An 18,103-nucleotide genomic window follows, 5' to 3' on the forward strand; every position below is an offset into this window, starting at 1 on the left:
TTAATATATAATAATTGTAAATTTAAAACCGCACAAACACATGCGTGGTGACCACACCTGATAGGAGTATGTAATGTCCAAGCAACAGATCGGCGTCGTCGGTATGGCAGTGATGGGGCGCAACTTGGCGCTCAACATCGAAAGCCGTGGTTATACCGTCTCCATCTTCAACCGCTCCCGCGAAAAAACTGAAGAAGTTGTTGCCGAGAACCCGGGTAAGAAACTGGTTCCTTATTACACGGTGAAAGAGTTCGTTGAGTCTCTTGAGACCCCACGTCGTATCCTGTTAATGGTGAAAGCGGGCGCAGGCACCGACGCTGCCATCGATTCCCTGAAACCGTACCTGGATAAAGGCGACATCATCATTGATGGCGGTAATACCTTCTTCCAGGACACTATCCGTCGTAATCGTGAACTGTCTGCGCAAGGCTTCAACTTCATCGGTACCGGTGTTTCCGGTGGCGAAGAGGGCGCCCTGAAAGGGCCTTCTATCATGCCTGGTGGCCAGAAAGAAGCTTACGAACTGGTTGCGCCGATCCTGACCAAGATCGCTGCTGTCGCTGAAGATGGTGAGCCTTGCGTAACATACATTGGTGCTGACGGTGCGGGTCACTATGTGAAGATGGTTCACAACGGTATCGAGTATGGCGATATGCAGCTAATTGCTGAAGCCTATTCTCTGCTGAAAGGTGGTTTGAACCTGTCGAATGAAGAGTTGGCAAGCACTTTCACTGAATGGAACAACGGTGAACTGAGCAGCTATCTGATCGACATTACCAAAGACATCTTCACCAAAAAAGATGAAGAAGGTAAATACCTGGTTGACGTCATTCTGGATGAAGCCGCTAACAAAGGTACCGGCAAGTGGACCAGCCAGAGTTCTCTGGATCTCGGAGAGCCGCTGTCGCTGATCACTGAGTCCGTATTTGCTCGCTACATATCCTCTCTGAAAGAGCAGCGAGTTGCGGCTTCTAAAGTCCTGACCGGACCTAAAGCTCAGCTTGCGGGCGACAAAGCCGAATTTATCGAGAAAGTGCGTCGCGCGCTGTATCTGGGTAAAATAGTGTCTTACGCCCAGGGCTTCTCTCAGTTACGTGCCGCTTCTGACGAACACAACTGGGATCTGAACTACGGTGAGATTGCCAAGATCTTCCGTGCGGGTTGCATCATTCGTGCGCAGTTCCTGCAGAAAATCACCGATGCTTACGCTAAAAACGCCGGTATCGCTAACCTGCTGCTGGATCCGTACTTCAAGAACATTGCTGATGAATATCAGCAGGCGCTGCGTGATGTGGTGGCGTATGCCGTGCAGAACGGTATTCCGGTTCCGACTTTCTCCGCAGCGGTTGCCTATTACGACAGCTACCGTGCAGAAGTGCTGCCCGCTAACCTGATCCAGGCACAGCGTGACTACTTCGGTGCGCACACCTATAAGCGCACAGATAAAGAAGGCGTGTTCCATACGGAATGGCTGGATTAATCTGATTTAGCCCAAACGAAAATGCAGGCCCGGAGCGCTCCTCCGGGCTTTTTTATGGGCAAAAAACGGCATTCGGTCAGGTCTGATAGGCGTAGCTGTGCTAAATCGCGATATAATGCATTTACGCTGATCCGATACGACAACGTTGGGTCTAACGATGGTGATTTGTTCACTCTTTAATGTTTAACCGGAAGATGTTAGAGCTAATGAAAATAACGATTTCAGGTACAGGTTATGTGGGGCTATCGAACGGTATTCTGATTGCCCAGCACCACGAAGTGGTTGCGCTGGATATTGTGCAATCCAAAGTGGACATGCTGAATCAGAAACAGTCACCGATTGCTGATAAAGAAATTGAAGAGTATTTGGCCACAAAAGATCTCAACTTCTGCGCAACCACCGACAAGCAAGAGGCTTATCGCAATGCTGATTACGTCATTATTGCGACCCCAACCGATTACGATCCTAAAACCAACTACTTCAATACGTCCAGCGTGGAGTCAGTCATCCGTGATGTACTGGAAATAAATCCGCAGGCGGTGATGATCATAAAATCAACCATCCCGGTTGGTTTTACCCAGTCGATTAAAGAGCGTCTGGGTACGGAGAATATTATTTTCTCACCGGAGTTTCTGCGTGAAGGTAAGGCGCTTTATGACAATCTTCATCCTTCACGAATTGTGATTGGCGAGCGTTCCGCGCGTGCTGAACGATTCGCGGCCTTGTTGCAGGAAGGCGCCATCAAGCAAGACATTCCCACGTTATTTACTGATTCTACCGAAGCCGAAGCCATTAAACTGTTTGCCAATACTTATCTCGCCATGCGCGTCGCGTACTTTAACGAGCTTGACAGCTATGCTGAAAGCTTAGGCCTTGATACCCGCCAAATCATAGAAGGCGTCTGTCTGGATCCGCGTATTGGCAATCACTACAACAACCCCTCATTTGGTTACGGGGGCTATTGCCTGCCGAAAGATACTAAACAGTTGCTGGCGAACTACCAGTCGGTTCCCAATAACCTCATCTCCGCCATTGTAGATGCCAACCGTACACGCAAAGATTTTATTGCCGATTCAATTCTTGCACGTAAACCTAAAGTCGTCGGTATCTATCGCTTAATTATGAAAAGCGGTTCTGATAACTTCCGCGCATCGTCCATACAGGGGATCATGAAGCGGATTAAAGCCAAAGGTGTGCCGGTGATCATTTATGAACCGGTAATGAAAGAGGATGAATTCTTCCACTCACGCGTTGTACGTGATTTAGATGCCTTTAAAAATGAAGCAGATGTCATCATTTCCAATCGAATGACATCGGAATTGAGTGATGTCGCCGACAAGGTGTACACTCGCGATCTGTTTGGTAATGACTAACCCATCTCGCGAATAAAAGAGGCCTTTTAAAAGGCCTCTTTTATATTTCAGAATGAATAAATTTATACCGCGTAGAAATCGCGATACCAGTCCACGAAGTTTTTGACGCCATCTTTCACCGACGTTTGCGGTTTGAAGCCAATCACGTCGTACAGGGCTTTAGTATCGGCGCTGGTTTCCAGCACATCTCCCGGCTGCATCGGCATCATATTTTTGATGGCTTCAGTGCCAACAGCGTCTTCAAGCGCCGTAATGTAATCCATCAACTCAACAGGGGCGCTGTTACCGATGTTATAGACGCGATACGGTGCAGAGCTGGTAGCCGGTGAGCCGCTCTCTACGGTCCAGCTTGCCTCGGCCTGCGGGATGACATCCTGCAGGCGAATAATCGCCTCGGCGATATCATCAATATAGGTAAAGTCACGCTTCATTTTACCAAAGTTATAGACGTCGATGCTTTTCCCTTCCAGCATCGCTTTGGTGAACTTAAACAGCGCCATATCCGGGCGACCCCACGGGCCGTACACGGTGAAGAAACGCAGTCCCGTTGTAGGTAACCCATATAGATGCGAATAGGTATGTGCCATCAGCTCATTCGCTTTTTTGGTCGCCGCATATAAAGACACGGGGTGATCGACGGAATCGTCTGTTGAAAATGGCATCTTACGGTTCAGCCCATACACTGAACTGGAGGAAGCATAGAGCAGGTGTTTCACATGATTATGCCGACACCCTTCCAGGATGTTCAGAAAGCCGATCAGGTTAGAATCTGCGTAGGCATGTGGATTATCGATTGAGTATCGAACGCCCGCCTGTGCGGCGAGGTGGATCACGCGATCAAAACGCTCATCTGCGAAGAGTGCCGCCATGTTGTCTCGGTCGGCTAAATCAAGTTTATGAAAATGGAAACAGGGGTGTACCAGCAACTCCAGGCGTGCCTGCTTAAGGCTGACATCGTAGTAATCGTTGAGATTATCCATACCGACCACCTGGTGACCAGCTTCCAACAGGCGTTTGCTAACATGGAAGCCGATAAAACCGGCGGCACCTGTAACCAAGTATTTCATTTCGTACCTCTGTCTGGCTTTATTGTTGCCAGGCGCCATGTGGCGCCAGAAAAAAGAGAATCATACCGTCAGATGGCAAAAAAGATAATCGTTATCTGTTATTAGGCTCGTCGCTATTTCTGATAACTGCATAAGTATTCATGGGGTGAATGAATTAATTGTTCGGATTATTCTGCAATATTGGCAGCGAAGCGTTGATAGATATGATTACCCACTTCACTTTTTCAGTAGTGATTAAAAGACCAATCAATATCACTTAAATAATCTGTATTTTTTATCAGTACTCCTATGGAATTACCTAAATTTATGACTAAACTATTGGCGTTAAGTCTTTTCTCATTTAGGGTTTCTATGTCTGTCGGTGATAACAACATATCTGGTCGTAGTAACGATCCGGAGCAGATTGATTTAATTGATTTAATAATGCAGTTGTGGCGCGGCAAAGTGACGATTGTTGTCTGTGTTGCTGTTGCCATCCTTCTTGCGGTGGGTTATCTGGCAGTGGCAAAAGAGAAATGGACTTCTACTGCAATTGTTACCCAGCCTGATGTCGCGCAAATAGCCACTTACAATAATGCATTGAACGTATTGTATGGCAGTAGCGCGCCAAAAGTGACTGAGCTACAGTACAATGTTATTGGACGCTTTAGCACCTCGTTTTCTGCGTTGGCTGAAACGCTTGATAATCAGGAAAATCCGGAAAAATTAACTATTGAGCAGTCGGTTAAAGGTCAGCAACTGCCCCTGGCGGTCTCCTATGTGGGTGACTCGCCTGAAAACGCGCAGCGTCAACTTTCTGAATACATTCAAAAAATTGATGATGAGGTTGCCAAAGAGCTGGATGCTGACCTTGCGGACAACATCAAGTTGCGGACAACAGCGCTGAAAGACTCACTCAAGACTCAGGAATTGATTGCGCAAGAGCAAAAAGATCTACGTATTAAGCAGATTCAGGAAGCCTTGCGTTACGCTGAACAGGCAGGTGTGACCAGGCCACAAATTCAGCAAACTCAGGATGTTACCCAGGATAGCATGCTGCTGTTGGGTAGTGATGCCCTGAAGTCAATGATTGAGCACGAAGCGACTCGCCCGTTGACCTTCTCTGATAGCTACTTCCAGGCCAGGAAAAACCTGTTGGATATTGCGGCACTGAAGCTTGACGGTACTGGGCTACACGCCTACCGCTATGTGATGAAACCGACGTTACCGATTCGCCGTGACAGTCCAAAAAAAGCGATCACGCTGGTACTGGCGGTACTGCTCGGTGGGATGATTGGCGCGGGCGTGGTGCTGGGGCGCAATGCGTTACGGGGCTACAAAGCAAAAGCACAGTAAGTCAGAATTGCACTGAACCTAACAATAAAAAACCGGGCATCGCCCGGTTTTTTTACGCCCGAAGTTTACTGATGACGCTGGCGTAAATTCTCAATCACCGTTGTCAGGTCAAGATCCTGGTCCTGCAGCAGTACCAGCAGGTGGTACATCAGGTCGGATGCTTCATTGGTCAGTTCGAAACGGTCATGTACCGTTGCGGCCAGTGCGGTCTCCACGCCTTCTTCACCGACCTTCTGCGCGATGCGTTTGGTGCCGCTGGCGTACAGTTTCGCGGTGTAAGAGCTCTCCGGGTCTGCCGTTTTACGCTCAGCAAGCAGTTGCTCCAGCTGATACAGGAACAGCCACTGGTGGCTGGCCTCGCCAAAACAGCTGCTGGTTCCTTTATGGCAGGTGGGCCCAATTGGGTTCACCAGCACCAGCAGCGTGTCGTTATCGCAATCGGGTGTAATGCTGACCACATTGAGGAAATTGCCGGAGGTTTCACCCTTCGTCCACAGGCGTTGTTTGGTACGCGAGAAAAAGGTCACTTTCCCACTTTCAAGCGTTTTGTCCAGCGCTTCAAGGTTCATGTAACCTAGCATCAATACTTCGCCGGAGACCGCGTGCTGCACGACAACCGGCATCAGTCCGTCGGTTTTTTCCCAGTCCAGTTCGCGGCATTGTTGCTTCGTTAACATATCCTGATCTCCACGCCCTGCGTTGCCAGGTACGTTTTTAATTCACCAATATTAATAATCTGCTTATGGAACACTGAAGCGGCGAGCGCGCCATCGACATCAGCATCCCGGAAGGCAGCAAGGAAGTGTTCCATGGTTCCTGCGCCGCCGGAGGCGATCAGCGGAACGTGGCATACCTCGCGCACTTTTTTCAGCTGTTCGAGATCGTAGCCGTTACGCACGCCGTCCTGGTTCATCATATTGAGGACGATTTCACCTGCGCCAAGTTTTTGCACCTCTTTAACCCAGTCGAGCGTTTCCCACTGAGTGACGCGGGTACGGCTTTCATCACCGGTGTATTGATTAACGTGATACTTCCCGGTTTCGGCGTCATGCCAGGTATCGATGCCGACCACGATGCACTGCACGCCAAAGCGCTCGGCAAGGCGGGTAATCAGCGACGGGTCAGCCAGCGCCGGGGAGTTAACCGAAATTTTATCAGCACCGAAGGTCAGTATTTTCGCCGCGTCTTCCACTGACTTAATCCCGCCCGCCACGCAGAACGGAATGTCGATTACTTCTGCCACGCGCGATACCCAGCTCTTATCGACTACGCGCCCATCACTGGAGGCGGTGATATCGTAGAACACCAGTTCATCTGCGCCTTCGTCGGCATAGCGTTTCGCCAGCGGGACGATGTCGCCGATAATCTCGTGATTACGAAACTGGACGCCTTTCACTACCTGACCATCGCGAACGTCCAGACACGGAATTATGCGTTTTGCCAGCATTGAATGGCCTCCTTAACGGTGAATTTACCTTCCAGCAGCGCGCGTCCGACGATCACGCCGCGCACGCCGGTTCCGCGCAGGGCGGCAACGTCATCGATGTCGCCAATCCCGCCGGATGATTGAAAGGCCACCTGCGGATATTTAGCGCACACTTCTTCATAAAGTGACACGTTAGAGCCTGCCAGCGTGCCGTCGCGGGAGATATCGGTGCACAGCACATGCTTCAGGCCAACGGGCAGGTAGGTTTCCACCAGTTCTTCCAGCGAAACGCCGGAGTCTTCCTGCCAGCCGCTGACGGCGACCTGCTTGTTGCCTTGATCGTCAATACGCACGTCCAGCGCCAGCACCAGCGCATCCGCACCGAAACGCTCGAACCAGCCTTTCACAACTTCCGGAGATTTTACCGCCGTCGAGCCAACTACTACGCGAGCCACACCGGCCGCCAGTAGGGCTGCAACGTCTTCTTCCGTGCGCACGCCGCCGCCAACTTGCACTGGCAAGTTGACGCCGGCGACCAGCGTTTTAATCAGCGGGATCTGACGCTTGAGCGGATCTTTCGCGCCGGTTAAATCTACCAGGTGCAGAACCTCTGCACCCTGTGCGGCGTAATCCTGTAAACGCGGCAGGGGATCGTTGCCGTAATCACGCTGGGTGGCGTAATCGCCCTGGTGGAGACGCACAACTGTGCCGTCGATTAAATCTAATGCCGGAATAATCATCACATCTCCAGAAAATTTTTCAGCAACAGCGCCCCAGCGGCACCCGAGCGCTCAGGGTGAAACTGTACGCCGAAGAAATTGTCTTTTTGTACCGCGGCGGTGAACGGTTCACCGTAATGGCACTGGGCAATGGTCGAGGGATTGACCGGCATTGCATAGCTGTGAACAAAATAAAAATACGCGCCGTCGTCAATGCCGCGGAACAGGCGATTTCCCGCCTGCGGATACACCCGGTTCCAGCCCATATGCGGCAGCGGCAGGCCAAAGTCGGTCATTTTGGGGACGTCCTGCTCAATAATGCCCAGCAGATCGATGCCATTGCTCTCTTCACTACGCCGGCCAAGCAGTTGCATGCCTAAACAAATCCCCAGTACCGGTTGGGTACAGGCTTTGATCAGCTCAATCAGATCACGCTCATGCAGCTGTTCCATCGCCGCCTGTGCGGTACCGACGCCAGGCAGAAAGAGCTTATCGGCGCGCAGTACCACATCGGCATCGCGGCTGACGATCGGATCATAACCGTGACGCGCCACCGCGGATTTCACCGAGTTGAGGTTGGCGCAGCCGGTGTCGAGGATCACCACGTTCATCACAGCACTCCTTTTGAGGAGGGGAGAGTATCGCCTTCCACGCGAATCGCCTGGCGCAGCGTACGGCCAAAGGCTTTGAACAGGCTTTCCACGCGGTGGTGATCGTTCTTGCCCTTGGTCTTCAGATGCAGCGTTACGCCCATAGTGTAAGAGAGCGAACGGAAGAAGTGCTCGATCATCTCGGTGCTCAGATCGCCAACGCGCTGATAGGCGAATTCAGCCCGGTATTCCAGGTGCGGACGTCCGGAGATATCCAGTGCACAGCGGGCCAGGCATTCATCCATTGGCAGCACAAAACCGAAGCGGTTGATGCCTCGCTTGTCGCCCAACGCCAGTTTTAACGCTTCTCCCAGCGCCAGACCGGTATCTTCTACCGTGTGGTGATCGTCGATATATAAGTCACCCTTGACGGTGATTTCCATACAAAAACCGCCGTGGGTCGAGATTTGATCCAGCATGTGGTCAAAGAAACCGACGCCGGTATTGATTTTGCTGCGGCCCTCGCGGTCCAGCCAGACTTTGACGTCAATCTGGGTTTCTTTGGTATTACGCTCAACGTGGGCGTAACGGTCGCGTTTGGTCAGCTGTTCGCTAATCATCGACCAGTTCAGGGTTTCACGGTGATAGCGTAACCCGCTAATCCCCATATTTTCAGCCAGCTGGATATCAGTCGCTCGGTCGCCAATCACGTAACTGTTCGCGGCATCCAGCGCCTGTTCAGCCAGATACTGTTCGACCAGTTTCACCTTTGGTTTACGGCAGTCGCATTCGTCCGCTGGCAGGTGCGGGCAGATCAGCACCTCATCAAACACCACGCCCTGCGAGGTGAAAATCTGCATCATCAGGTTATGCGGCCCGTCAAACTCAGCCTGCGGGAAGCTTTGCGTGCCCAGCCCGTCCTGATTGGTGATCATCACCAGCTTATAACCGGCTTTTTGCAGTTTGAGCAGGGCAGGGATAACCTCCGGCTCAAAAGCCAGTTTGTCAAAGCGATCAACCTGAAAGTCACTTGGCGGTTCTGAAATCAGGGTTCCATCGCGGTCAATAAAAAGATACTTCTGGCTCATACTTGCTCCGCACGTAAAGCGTCAATGACGCGCTGGCTTTCTTCTCGGGTGCCGACGGTGATCCGCAGGCAGCCGCTTAATGAAGGTTGTTTGTTCTGGTCTCGTAAGATAATGCCCTGATCCCACAAAGATTTAAACACAGAACTGGAGGCGGTAAAACGGGCCAGAATATAGTTGGTTTCAGAGGTGAAAACCTGCTCCACGCAGGGGATGGTGCTCAACGCATCCACCAGATACTGACGCTCTTGTCGGATCTGCGCCACGCGTTCACGCATGGCGGTAATGCCTTGTGACGTCAGCGCCTGGGCGGCGATATCGGCTACTGGCGTAGACAGTGGGTAGGGGGCAATCACTTTTAGCAGTAGGTTAATCACCTCTTCATTGGCCAGCGTAAATCCGCAGCGCAAACCCGCCAGGGCAAACGCCTTGGAAAGGGTGCGCAGAATCACCAGGTGTGGATATTCAGTTAGCCAACCGGCCAGCGTCGCCTGTGGGCAAAACTCAATATAGGCCTCATCGGCGACCACAATGGCTTTACCCTGGGTCATTTCAAGCAGCGAGCGTAGATCTTGTGGGTTAATCAACTGGCCGGTCGGATTGTTAGGGCTGCAAACGTAAACCACCTTCACGCCATCAAGCTTATCGGCAATGCCCTGGAGATCGAGCTGCCAGTCGGCAAGCGTAGGGACGGTGCGGCACTCAACACCGATAGTCTCAGCGCTGACACTGTACATGCCGTAGGTCGGCGGACAGTAGAGAATCGCATCTTTACCGGGCTCACAAAACGCGCGAACCAACAGTTCGATACCTTCATCCGCCCCGCGACTGACCAGCACCTGCTCCGGTTTAACGCCTGCGTACTGCGCGTAATTCTCAATTACCGCTTTTGGCTGACATTCCGGGTAACGGTTCAGCGTCTGCTGGCTGAGCTGAAACTCAACGGCAGTCGGAAACTCGTTGGCATTCAGCCAGACGTCGCCATTACCACCCAGACGACGGGCAGACTGATAGGGCGTCAGCTCGCGGACATTTTTACGGGCTAAATCGGTGACGCTAAGAATGTTGTCAGTGCTCATGCTTGCTCCTTGAGGGCGTTAACACGCAGGGTGACGGCATTTTTGTGGGCGGTCAGTCGTTCGGCGGCGGCCAGCGTTTCGATAGTTGAGGCCAGGGCTGAAAAACCTTGTGGCGATAATTCCTGGACGGTCATCCGTTTCTGGAAGTCTGCCAGCCCCAGGCTTGAACAGGTCGCAGTGTAGCCGTAGGTCGGCAGCACGTGGTTAGTCCCTGAGGCATAATCACCCGCGGATTCCGGTGACCAGTCACCGAGAAACACGGAGCCGGCGCTGGTGATGTCATCGACCAGTTCACGGGCGTTACGGGTCTGAATGATCAAGTGTTCCGGACCGTACTGGTTAGAAATCGCGATGCACTGCGCTAAATCATTAGCCACAATCAGGCGGCTGGCGCTCAGCGCCTGACGTGCCGTTTCTGCACGCGGCAGTTCAGCAAGCTGGCGCTCTACTGCGTCCGCAACGCGGCGGGCTATCCCGGCATCCGGCGTCAGCAGGATCACCTGAGAATCAGGACCGTGCTCGGCTTGTGAGAGCAAATCAGAGGCGACGAAATCCGGGGTCGCGCCGCTGTCGGCAATCACCAGCACTTCGGAAGGACCGGCGGGCATATCAATGGCCGCACCGTCCAGTCGCTGGCTCACCTGGCGCTTGGCCTCTGTCACCCAGGCATTACCGGGGCCAAAAATTTTGTCGACTTTTGGTATCGATTCGCTACCGAAGGCCAGAGCGGCAATAGCCTGGGCACCGCCAACGTTAAACACTTCCTGCACGCCACACAGCTGTGCCGCATATAAGATTTCGTCGGCGATCGGCGGTGGCGAGCACAGCACCACGCGTTGGCAACCAGCAATACGGGCCGGGGTGGCAAGCATCAATACCGTCGAGAAGAGCGGGGCCGACCCTCCCGGAATATACAAACCGACGGAGCTGACCGGACGGGTCACCTGCTGGCAGCGCACGCCGGGCTGCGTTTCAATATCTACCGCGGGCAGTTTTTGCGCGTTGTGAAACGTTTCAATATTTTTCACCGCGACCGCCATCGCCTGCTTGAGGTCATCGCTCAGACGCGCGCTGGCGGCGGAAATCTCTTCTGCACTGACTTTCAGCGCGCTGACGGTGGTTTTATCAAATTTGGCGCTGTATTCGCGCAGCGCCGCATCACCGCGTGATTTGACGTTATCAAGAATGTCGCTGACGGTACGGGTGATGCTGTCCGAGGCAGAGATTGCCGGGCGCATCAGTAATTCGCGTTGCTGCTCTGTGCTGCAGGTATTCCAGTCAATCAGGGTATTGAAGCTCATGGTCGTTACTCCATTATCGGGTGTTGCCGGATGGCGGCGCTGCCTTATCCGGCCTACAAGACCCGTAATATCAATGATTGTGACAATTCTTGTAGGCCTGATAAGCGAAGCGCCATCAGGCATCAGATCACTCCATCATCTTCTCAATCGGCAGCACCAGAATTGAACTGGCACCGAGCGCTTTCAGTTTTTCCATGGTTTCCCAGAACAGGGTTTCACTGCTGACCATGTGCATTGCCACGCGCTGCTGATCGCCTGCCAGCGGCAGAATGGTTGGACGCTCTGCGCCTGGCAGCAGGGAGATGACTTCATCCAGACGGTCGGTTGGGGCGTGCATCATGATGTACTTGGATTCACGGGCCTGTATAACACCCTGAATACGGGTCAGCAGTTTATCGATCAGTTGCTGTTTGGCCTCGGCCATCTCGCCGTCGCGCTGGATCAGGCAGGCTTTGGAGCGGTAAATTACCTCGACTTCACGCAGGCCGTTGGCTTCCAGCGTGGCGCCGGTTGAGACCAAATCGCAAATCGCATCGGCCAGTCCCGCACGCGGGGCAACTTCCACTGAGCCGTTTAGCAGGCAGGATTTAAACGTGACGCCTTTCTGATCGAGATAACGTTTGAGCAAGTGCGGATAGGAGGTAGCAACACGTTTACCGTTTAGTGACGCTGGGCCTTCCCAGACTTCGTCAGCCGGAGTGGCTAACGAGAGGCGGCAGCCGCCGAAGTCGAGACGACGCAGCGTAAAGTAACGCGGGTCTTCGCCCTGCGCCCGACGGTTGAGCAACTCTTCTTCCAGCACGTTCTCACCAATAATGCCGAGGTCAACCACGCCGTCCATCACCAGACCCGGAATATCGTCATCACGCACGCGGAGAATATCAATCGGCATGTTCTCTGCCATCGCAATCAGGCGCTGGGTGTGAAGATTAATTTTAATGCCACAGCGGGCCAGTAATTCGCGTGAATCATCGCTTAAGCGGCCTGATTTCTGCATAGCTATGCGTAAACGGGTGTTGTCTAACATTCTCTTGTCCTCGTTATCCTGTCTGAATCGGTCTGGGTCACGCACCAAAAAAAAGCCCCCGGAAGAATTCTTCCGGGGGCTTTCTCATGCGCTCATGCACCACTGGAAGATTTAAATGTCTCCCAGCACACATCGCCTGAAAGACTAGTCAGGATGATGGTGATGATGGTGTTTAAATTGAGCGCGTGTCATAAGATTTTCTCGATGAATGTTTATTCATTTGATGTCTTTTAACCTAAACCACTTTAGTCATCGAAAGCAAGGGCTTTTTTTGATCATTAATTCATTTCATATTGATACTATGAATTGTCAGCCACCGTGGGCTGGCGTAGCCTTGGGTAACAGGCCACAAGTCAGGAGAGAAGGCATGAAAAAGGTCGCAATTGTCGGGTTAGGTTGGTTAGGCATGCCGTTAGCCATGTCGCTGGCGGCGCGAGGCTGGCAGGTCACGGGCAGCAAAACCACGCAGGATGGGGTGGAAGCGGCCCGTATGAGTGGTATCGAGAGCTACTCGCTGCACCTTGAACCTGAACTCGTGTGTGCGTCAGACGATCTCGATGCGCTGATGGATGCCGATGCGCTGGTCATCACGCTGCCCGCCCGCCGTAGCGGTCCGGGTGAAGATTTTTATCTGCAAGCGATGCAGGAGCTGGTCGACAGTGCGCTGGCATACCGCATTCCACGGATTATTTTTACTAGCTCGACGTCAGTCTATGGTGATGTGCAGGGAACAGTGAAAGAAAGCTCGCCGCGCAATCCGGTGACGGCCAGCGGCCGCGTACTGAAAGAGCTTGAGGACTGGCTGCATAATCTGCCGGGGACCTCCGTAGATATTGTTCGCCTGGCTGGTCTGGTTGGACCGGGCAGACATCCTGGACGCTTTTTCGCCGGTAAAACGGCACCGGACGGACAGCATGGCGTTAATCTGGTGCATCTGGATGATGTCGTGTCTGCAATCACCCTGCTGCTCCAGGCACCGAGAGGAGGACACATCTATAATATATGTGCGCCTATGCATCCGGCGCGTAACGTGTTCTATCCCCAGATGGCGCGTTTGCTGGGGATGGAACCGCCGGAATTCCGGGACGGTGTGGATAACGGTAAAGGTAAAATCATTGACGGCAACCGAATTTGCAATGAACTTGGGTTTGAGTACCAATATCCCGACCCGCTGGTGATGCCGATGGAGTGACAGACCAGCAGCGTGCCGTCATATACCGCCAGGGGGCGAGTATGAAACCACTGCTGGACGTTCTGATAATCCTCGACGCGTTAGATAAAGAGGGGAGTTTCGCGGCGGCGTCGGCAAAACTGTTTAAGACGCCGTCAGCCTTGAGCTATACCGTCCATAAGCTGGAAAGCGATCTGAATATTCAATTGTTGGATCGCAGCGGGCATCGGGCGACATTCACCCGCACCGGCCAGATGCTGCTGGAAAAGGGACGAGAGGTGCTGCATACCGTCCGCGAACTCGAAAAGCAGGCCATCAAACTGCATGAAGGCTGGGAGAACCAACTGGTTATTGGCGTGGATGACACCTTTCCTTTTTCACTACTTGCCCCGCTTATCGAATCCTTCTACCAACACCACAGCGTCACGCGGCTTAAATTTATCAACGGCGTACTGGGCGGATCCTGGGAGGCGCTCACTCAAGGGCGGGCCGATATTATTGTCGGGGCGATGCATGAGCCTCCTTCTGGGAGCAACTTTGGTTTTGCGCGTTTAGGTAACCTTGAACAGGTGTTTGTGGTCGCGCCGCACCATCCGCTGGCACTGGAAGACGAGCCGTTACAACGACGCACCATTAAACGTTTCCGTGCCATTGTGGTGGGAGACAGTCCTCACCTGGCGAGCTTGTCGGGTTCCCAATTGCTTGACGATCAGGATGCGATCACCGTTTTTGACTTTAAAACTAAGCTGGAACTGCAGATCAGTGGTCTGGGATGCGGGTATTTGCCGCGCTATCTGGCGCAACGTTTTTTGGACAGCGGTGCTCTGATTGAGAAGCAAGTGGTCGCACAAATTATGTTTGAACCGGTGTGGATTGGCTGGAATGAACAGACCTCTGGATTAGCCAGTGCCTGGTGGCGAGATCAGATTTTAGCAAATAGTGCTATCGCAGGCGTCTATGTAAAATCGGGTGTCGATAAATCAGACAGTTAGGAAAAAATAATCATTTTTGGCTACCTCATTGTCTTGTTATTTCTCTTCAATTTAGTGCAAAATACGCCGCTTGCAAAAAATGACATTAACCGACGTTTTAATACGCGTCGGTTATTTTTTTGCATCAAACCAATCATTCATAAAAGAGGCCGGGCTTCGTACCGGATAGATACTTACTAAAAACCGACAGTTGTTGTCGCTGAGGAATCCGTAAAAATGGGGCAATTTTTTGCTTACGCGACCGTATTCACCGTAAAGGGGAATGACCATGTCGCATAACGTTACTCCAAACACCTCTCGCGTGGAATTACGTAAAACGCTTACGTTGGTTCCGGTTGTTATGATGGGCCTTGCCTATATGCAGCCGATGACGCTGTTCGATACATTTGGTATCGTTTCGGGCTTGACCGATGGTCATGTCGCGACGGCTTATGCTTTTGCGTTGGTTGCAATTCTCTTTACTGCGTTGAGCTACGGTAAACTGGTTCGCCGTTTCCCGTCTGCTGGCTCTGCGTACACCTATGCCCAGAAATCCATTAGCCCGACTGTAGGTTTTATGGTGGGCTGGTCATCGCTGCTGGACTACCTGTTCATGCCGATGATCAACATCCTGTTAGCTAAAATCTACTTTGAAGCACTGGTGCCGTCGGTACCGTCGTGGATCTTTGTTGTCGCGCTGGTGGGCTTTATGACCATCTCTAACCTGCGTAGCATCAAGGCCGTCGCGAACTTTAATACCCTGATTGTTATTTTGCAGATGGGTATTGTGGCGGTGATTGTTGGCCTGATCATTTACGGAATCATGCACGGTGAAGGCGCAGGTACGCTGACCAGCACCCGTCCGTTCTGGTCTGAAGGCGCGCACGTGGTGCCGATGATTACCGGTGCAACCATCCTGTGCTTCTCGTTCCTTGGTTTTGACGGCATCTCTTCGCTGTCAGAAGAAACGAAAGATGCAGAGCGTGTTATTCCGAAAGCTATCTTCCTGACCGCGCTGATTGGTGGCCTGATCTTTATCGGTGCCTCCTACTTCCTGCAGCTGTACTTCCCGGATATCTCTCGCTTTAAAGATCCGGATGCGTCACAGCCGGAAATCATGCTGTACGTAGCGGGTAAAACCTTCCAGTGGGGCGTACTGGTCTTCTCCAGCGTCACCGTACTGGCATCCGGTATGGCAGCACATGCGGGCGTTTCTCGTCTGATGTACGTGATGGGGCGCGATGGCGTTTTCCCGAGCCGTTTCTTCGGTTACATTCACCCGAAATGGCGTACTCCGGCATGGAACGTGCTGCTGGTTGGCGCGATTGCGCTGCTGGCAATCAAATTTGACCTGGTGACGGCGACTGCGCTGATTAACTTCGGTGCGCTGGTGGCGTTTACCTTCGTGAACCTGTCTGTGATTTCACAGTTCTGGATCCGCGAAAAACGCAACAAGACGCTGAAAGACCATTTCAACTACCTGGTCATGCCGGTGTGCGGCGCACTGACCGTTGGCGCGCTGTGGGTAAACCTGGAAGAAAGCTCGATGGTTCTGGGCCTGATCTGGGCGGGTATTGGTCTGGTTTATCTGGCTTGCGTCACTAAAAGCTTCCGTAATCCGGTGCCGCAGTACGAAGATATCGCGCAATAATTGACGGCAGGATGAGGTGCTGGCACCTTCGTCCTGCTAACTGCCTAACCGGAGACATGTTCTCCGGTTTTTTTATACTTGTGCGTTACACACTCCTCTTACACAATCTCTTCAGCGTATTGCCAGAGTGATTTCAGCAATGCCAGCTTCTCTTTGTTATCCGCATATTGCTGACTCAGTATCTGCAATTCATTGGCGTACTGCTGTAAAAATTCCGGGGTAAACACCTGACGGCGATGGTCCAGCCAGCGCTGTTGCTCGGTTTCATCCAGCGTGCCGGGGAAGTTGCGCGCGCGGTAATTAAATAGCAGCTTTTCAATACGCTTATCGACAAAGGTGACATCCAGCGCCGGTAAATTGCGTGGGTCGGTTTCCAGCACGATTTTCATCGCGGCGCGGTCGGCGTCGCTGAAAAAACCGTTATACAGCTGGGCATCGACGTTGTCTGATGGTGTGAAGGGTTCTGCCTCGGAAAAAATGGCCACCACTTTGTCGCGAATCTGCGGGTTTTCACGCAGGGATTTAAGATTATCCAGGCAATGCTGACGATTAATCCCAAGCCGGTCGGCATCTTCCGGGCGTAGCGTATTGGCCTGCGCCAGGACAGGACATTTGTTGATGTGCACCAGCTTCACTGGTATCGCCACGTTATCGCCCAGATCGGCTTTGGCCGTGTAAAGACGCTCGCGCAGCGTGTCGCTGTCCAGCTCAAGCAAGGGGGAAATATCACCGGCTAAATCAACCATAATGACCGCATTGCGATTGTCCGGGTGCCAGGCGAGCGGCGCAACCCAGCTGGTATTGCCGCGCCATGCGCCGAACATGCCGGAGACATGCACCAGAGGTTTCATTTGCGGGACATCGATCAGGGCGGCCAGCTTGTGCTTGTTCCGGTGGCTATAGAGATAATCAAACAGACGAGGCTGACGTGACTTAACCAGCTGTGCCATCGCAATGGTGGCGTACACATCGGCCATCGCATCGTGGGCATTGGCATGTTCAATGCCGTTGGCTTTAGTCAAATGCTCAAGACGGAAACTGGGTAACCCGTCGTCGTTTTCTGGCCAGTTAATGCCTTCCGGGCGCAGGGCGTAACAGGCGCGCATAACATCCAGTAAATCCCAACGTGAATTATCGTGCTGCCAGCTCCAGGCATAAGGATCGTAAAAATTGCGGTACAGGATGTTACGTGTCACTTCGTCATCGAAGCGTACATTGTTATAGCCCACAATACAGGTTTTGGGCACGGTAAACAGTGAGTGAATGCGGGCAGCAAACGTCGCTTCGTTTTCTCCTTTTTCACGTGCTTCCTGCGGGGTAATACCGGTGATCAGTACCGCTTCCGGGTGCGGCAGGTAGTCGTCCGCAGGCTTGCAATAAAAGACCTCTGGATCACCGATAATGTTGAAATCGTTATCCGTGCGGATGGCCGCAAATTGCGCGGGTCTGTCCAGTGCCGGATGGGTACCAAAGGTTTCGTAATCGTGGAAGAGAAACGTAGGGTGCTGCTTGCCGTCATTCATTGTTCAGTTATGTCCGGGATCAATTTAGCGCTTTTCTAATAATACCAAAAATTAGCAAGGGAATCAGCAAAGCGATTATCGCTTCGGGGAGTATGGTCGCAAAAAAATTGAGATGAACAGTGTTTTTATATATTTCTTAAATTAATTAACCGACACAAATTATATTTATTAGAATAATTACCCGCAAGGGTAATGTGTTTTTAATAAATTGATTGAGAACTATTATTGTTATTTTTATGGTTAATCGTTGGGTTTTGGAATTTTTAAAAGTCTTTATAAACAATAGGTTCTTGTTTTTAGAAATG

Annotated in this window: 18 protein-coding genes and 1 other annotated feature; of the genes, 7 read left to right on the top strand and 11 right to left on the bottom strand. The window is 52.1% G+C overall.

The annotated features are described in order from the left end of the window. Positions 1–73 precede the first annotated feature (73 nt). Both gndA and ugd read left to right on the top strand, forming a co-directional pair. Complete coding sequence (gene gndA, locus IMQ48_RS21270; RefSeq protein WP_196210553.1) at positions 74–1,480, top strand: NADP-dependent phosphogluconate dehydrogenase; 1,407 nt, start codon at positions 74–76, stop codon at positions 1,478–1,480. 206 nt (positions 1,481–1,686) lie between these two features. Further along, positions 1,687–2,853: a UDP-glucose 6-dehydrogenase gene (gene ugd, locus IMQ48_RS21275; protein ID WP_196210554.1), complete on the top strand. Its 1,167-nt coding sequence runs from the start codon at positions 1,687–1,689 to the stop codon at positions 2,851–2,853. Positions 2,854–2,915: 62 nt separating this feature from the next. Here the strand turns inward: ugd and IMQ48_RS21280 are convergent, their stop codons facing one another. Continuing rightward, a complete protein-coding gene (locus IMQ48_RS21280; RefSeq protein ID WP_196210555.1) occupies positions 2,916–3,920 on the bottom strand; it encodes an NAD-dependent epimerase in 1,005 nt (334 codons plus the stop codon). A gap of 351 nt (positions 3,921–4,271) precedes the next feature. Between IMQ48_RS21280 and wzzB the strand changes: the two genes are divergently transcribed. Further along, entirely contained in the window at positions 4,272–5,255 is a 984-nt protein-coding gene (gene wzzB / locus IMQ48_RS21285) for an LPS O-antigen chain length determinant protein WzzB (RefSeq protein WP_196210556.1), read from the top strand. A 65-nt stretch (positions 5,256–5,320) separates the two neighbouring features. Here the strand turns inward: wzzB and hisIE are convergent, their stop codons facing one another. From hisIE to hisL, 9 genes are all read right to left on the bottom strand, one after another. After that, positions 5,321–5,932 (bottom strand): bifunctional phosphoribosyl-AMP cyclohydrolase/phosphoribosyl-ATP diphosphatase HisIE, encoded by a 612-nt coding sequence (hisIE, locus tag IMQ48_RS21290; protein WP_137362966.1) that lies wholly within the window; start codon positions 5,930–5,932, stop codon positions 5,321–5,323. Next, the gene (gene hisF, locus IMQ48_RS21295) at positions 5,926–6,702 is read right to left on the bottom strand and encodes an imidazole glycerol phosphate synthase subunit HisF (protein WP_196210557.1); all 777 of its coding nucleotides are present in this window, start codon (positions 6,700–6,702) and stop codon (positions 5,926–5,928) included. Before hisF ends, hisIE begins: the two co-directional genes overlap by 7 nt. Then, on the bottom strand, positions 6,684–7,421 hold the full coding sequence (gene hisA / locus IMQ48_RS21300) for a 1-(5-phosphoribosyl)-5-[(5-phosphoribosylamino)methylideneamino]imidazole-4-carboxamide isomerase (RefSeq protein ID WP_196210558.1): 738 nt from the start codon (positions 7,419–7,421) through the stop codon (positions 6,684–6,686). Before hisA ends, hisF begins: the two co-directional genes overlap by 19 nt. After that, complete coding sequence (gene hisH / locus IMQ48_RS21305; RefSeq protein ID WP_096756620.1) at positions 7,421–8,011, bottom strand: imidazole glycerol phosphate synthase subunit HisH; 591 nt, start codon at positions 8,009–8,011, stop codon at positions 7,421–7,423. Before hisH ends, hisA begins: the two co-directional genes overlap by 1 nt. Next, positions 8,011–9,078 (bottom strand): bifunctional histidinol-phosphatase/imidazoleglycerol-phosphate dehydratase HisB, encoded by a 1,068-nt coding sequence (hisB, locus tag IMQ48_RS21310; RefSeq protein ID WP_196210559.1) that lies wholly within the window; start codon positions 9,076–9,078, stop codon positions 8,011–8,013. The genes hisH and hisB overlap by 1 nt, the downstream gene beginning before the upstream one ends. Continuing rightward, complete coding sequence (hisC, locus tag IMQ48_RS21315; protein ID WP_196210560.1) at positions 9,075–10,154, bottom strand: histidinol-phosphate transaminase; 1,080 nt, start codon at positions 10,152–10,154, stop codon at positions 9,075–9,077. The genes hisB and hisC overlap by 4 nt, the downstream gene beginning before the upstream one ends. Next, positions 10,151–11,455 (bottom strand): histidinol dehydrogenase, encoded by a 1,305-nt coding sequence (gene hisD, locus IMQ48_RS21320; protein ID WP_196210561.1) that lies wholly within the window; start codon positions 11,453–11,455, stop codon positions 10,151–10,153. The genes hisC and hisD overlap by 4 nt, the downstream gene beginning before the upstream one ends. Positions 11,456–11,582: 127 nt before the next feature. Then, positions 11,583–12,482 (bottom strand): ATP phosphoribosyltransferase, encoded by a 900-nt coding sequence (gene hisG, locus IMQ48_RS21325; RefSeq protein WP_196210562.1) that lies wholly within the window; start codon positions 12,480–12,482, stop codon positions 11,583–11,585. A gap of 46 nt (positions 12,483–12,528) precedes the next feature. Beyond that, positions 12,529–12,651: a sequence feature (His leader region), on the bottom strand. After that, positions 12,627–12,674, bottom strand: coding sequence for a his operon leader peptide (gene hisL, locus IMQ48_RS21330; RefSeq protein WP_100250077.1), 48 nt, complete (start codon positions 12,672–12,674; stop codon positions 12,627–12,629). It overlaps the preceding feature by 25 nt. A 175-nt stretch (positions 12,675–12,849) precedes the next feature. On the opposite strand from hisL, the gene IMQ48_RS21335 reads away from it, so the two are divergent. The 4 genes from IMQ48_RS21335 (at position 12,850) to IMQ48_RS21350 (ending at position 16,275) form a co-directional block, all read left to right on the top strand. Then, positions 12,850–13,674 carry an SDR family oxidoreductase gene (locus IMQ48_RS21335; protein WP_196210563.1) on the top strand — a complete coding sequence of 275 codons (825 nt, stop codon included), beginning with the start codon at positions 12,850–12,852 and terminating at the stop codon, positions 13,672–13,674. A gap of 41 nt (positions 13,675–13,715) precedes the next feature. After that, positions 13,716–14,645, top strand: coding sequence for a LysR substrate-binding domain-containing protein (locus IMQ48_RS21340; RefSeq protein WP_196210564.1), 930 nt, complete (start codon positions 13,716–13,718; stop codon positions 14,643–14,645). A 216-nt stretch (positions 14,646–14,861) separates the two neighbouring features. Continuing rightward, positions 14,862–14,924 carry a membrane protein YoeI gene (gene yoeI, locus IMQ48_RS21345; RefSeq protein WP_101706264.1) on the top strand — a complete coding sequence of 21 codons (63 nt, stop codon included), beginning with the start codon at positions 14,862–14,864 and terminating at the stop codon, positions 14,922–14,924. After that, complete coding sequence (locus IMQ48_RS21350) at positions 14,914–16,275, top strand: APC family permease (RefSeq protein ID WP_181596590.1); 1,362 nt, start codon at positions 14,914–14,916, stop codon at positions 16,273–16,275. Before yoeI ends, IMQ48_RS21350 begins: the two co-directional genes overlap by 11 nt. 98 nt (positions 16,276–16,373) lie before the next feature. Here the strand turns inward: IMQ48_RS21350 and sbcB are convergent, their stop codons facing one another. Beyond that, positions 16,374–17,798, bottom strand: a complete 1,425-nt coding sequence (gene sbcB, locus IMQ48_RS21355; RefSeq protein WP_196210565.1) for an exodeoxyribonuclease I — start codon at positions 17,796–17,798, stop codon at positions 16,374–16,376. Positions 17,799–18,103 lie beyond the last annotated feature (305 nt).

The organism is Citrobacter sp. Res13-Sevr-PEB04-36 (assembly GCF_015672735.1).
GTDB lineage: Bacteria > Pseudomonadota > Gammaproteobacteria > Enterobacterales > Enterobacteriaceae > Citrobacter.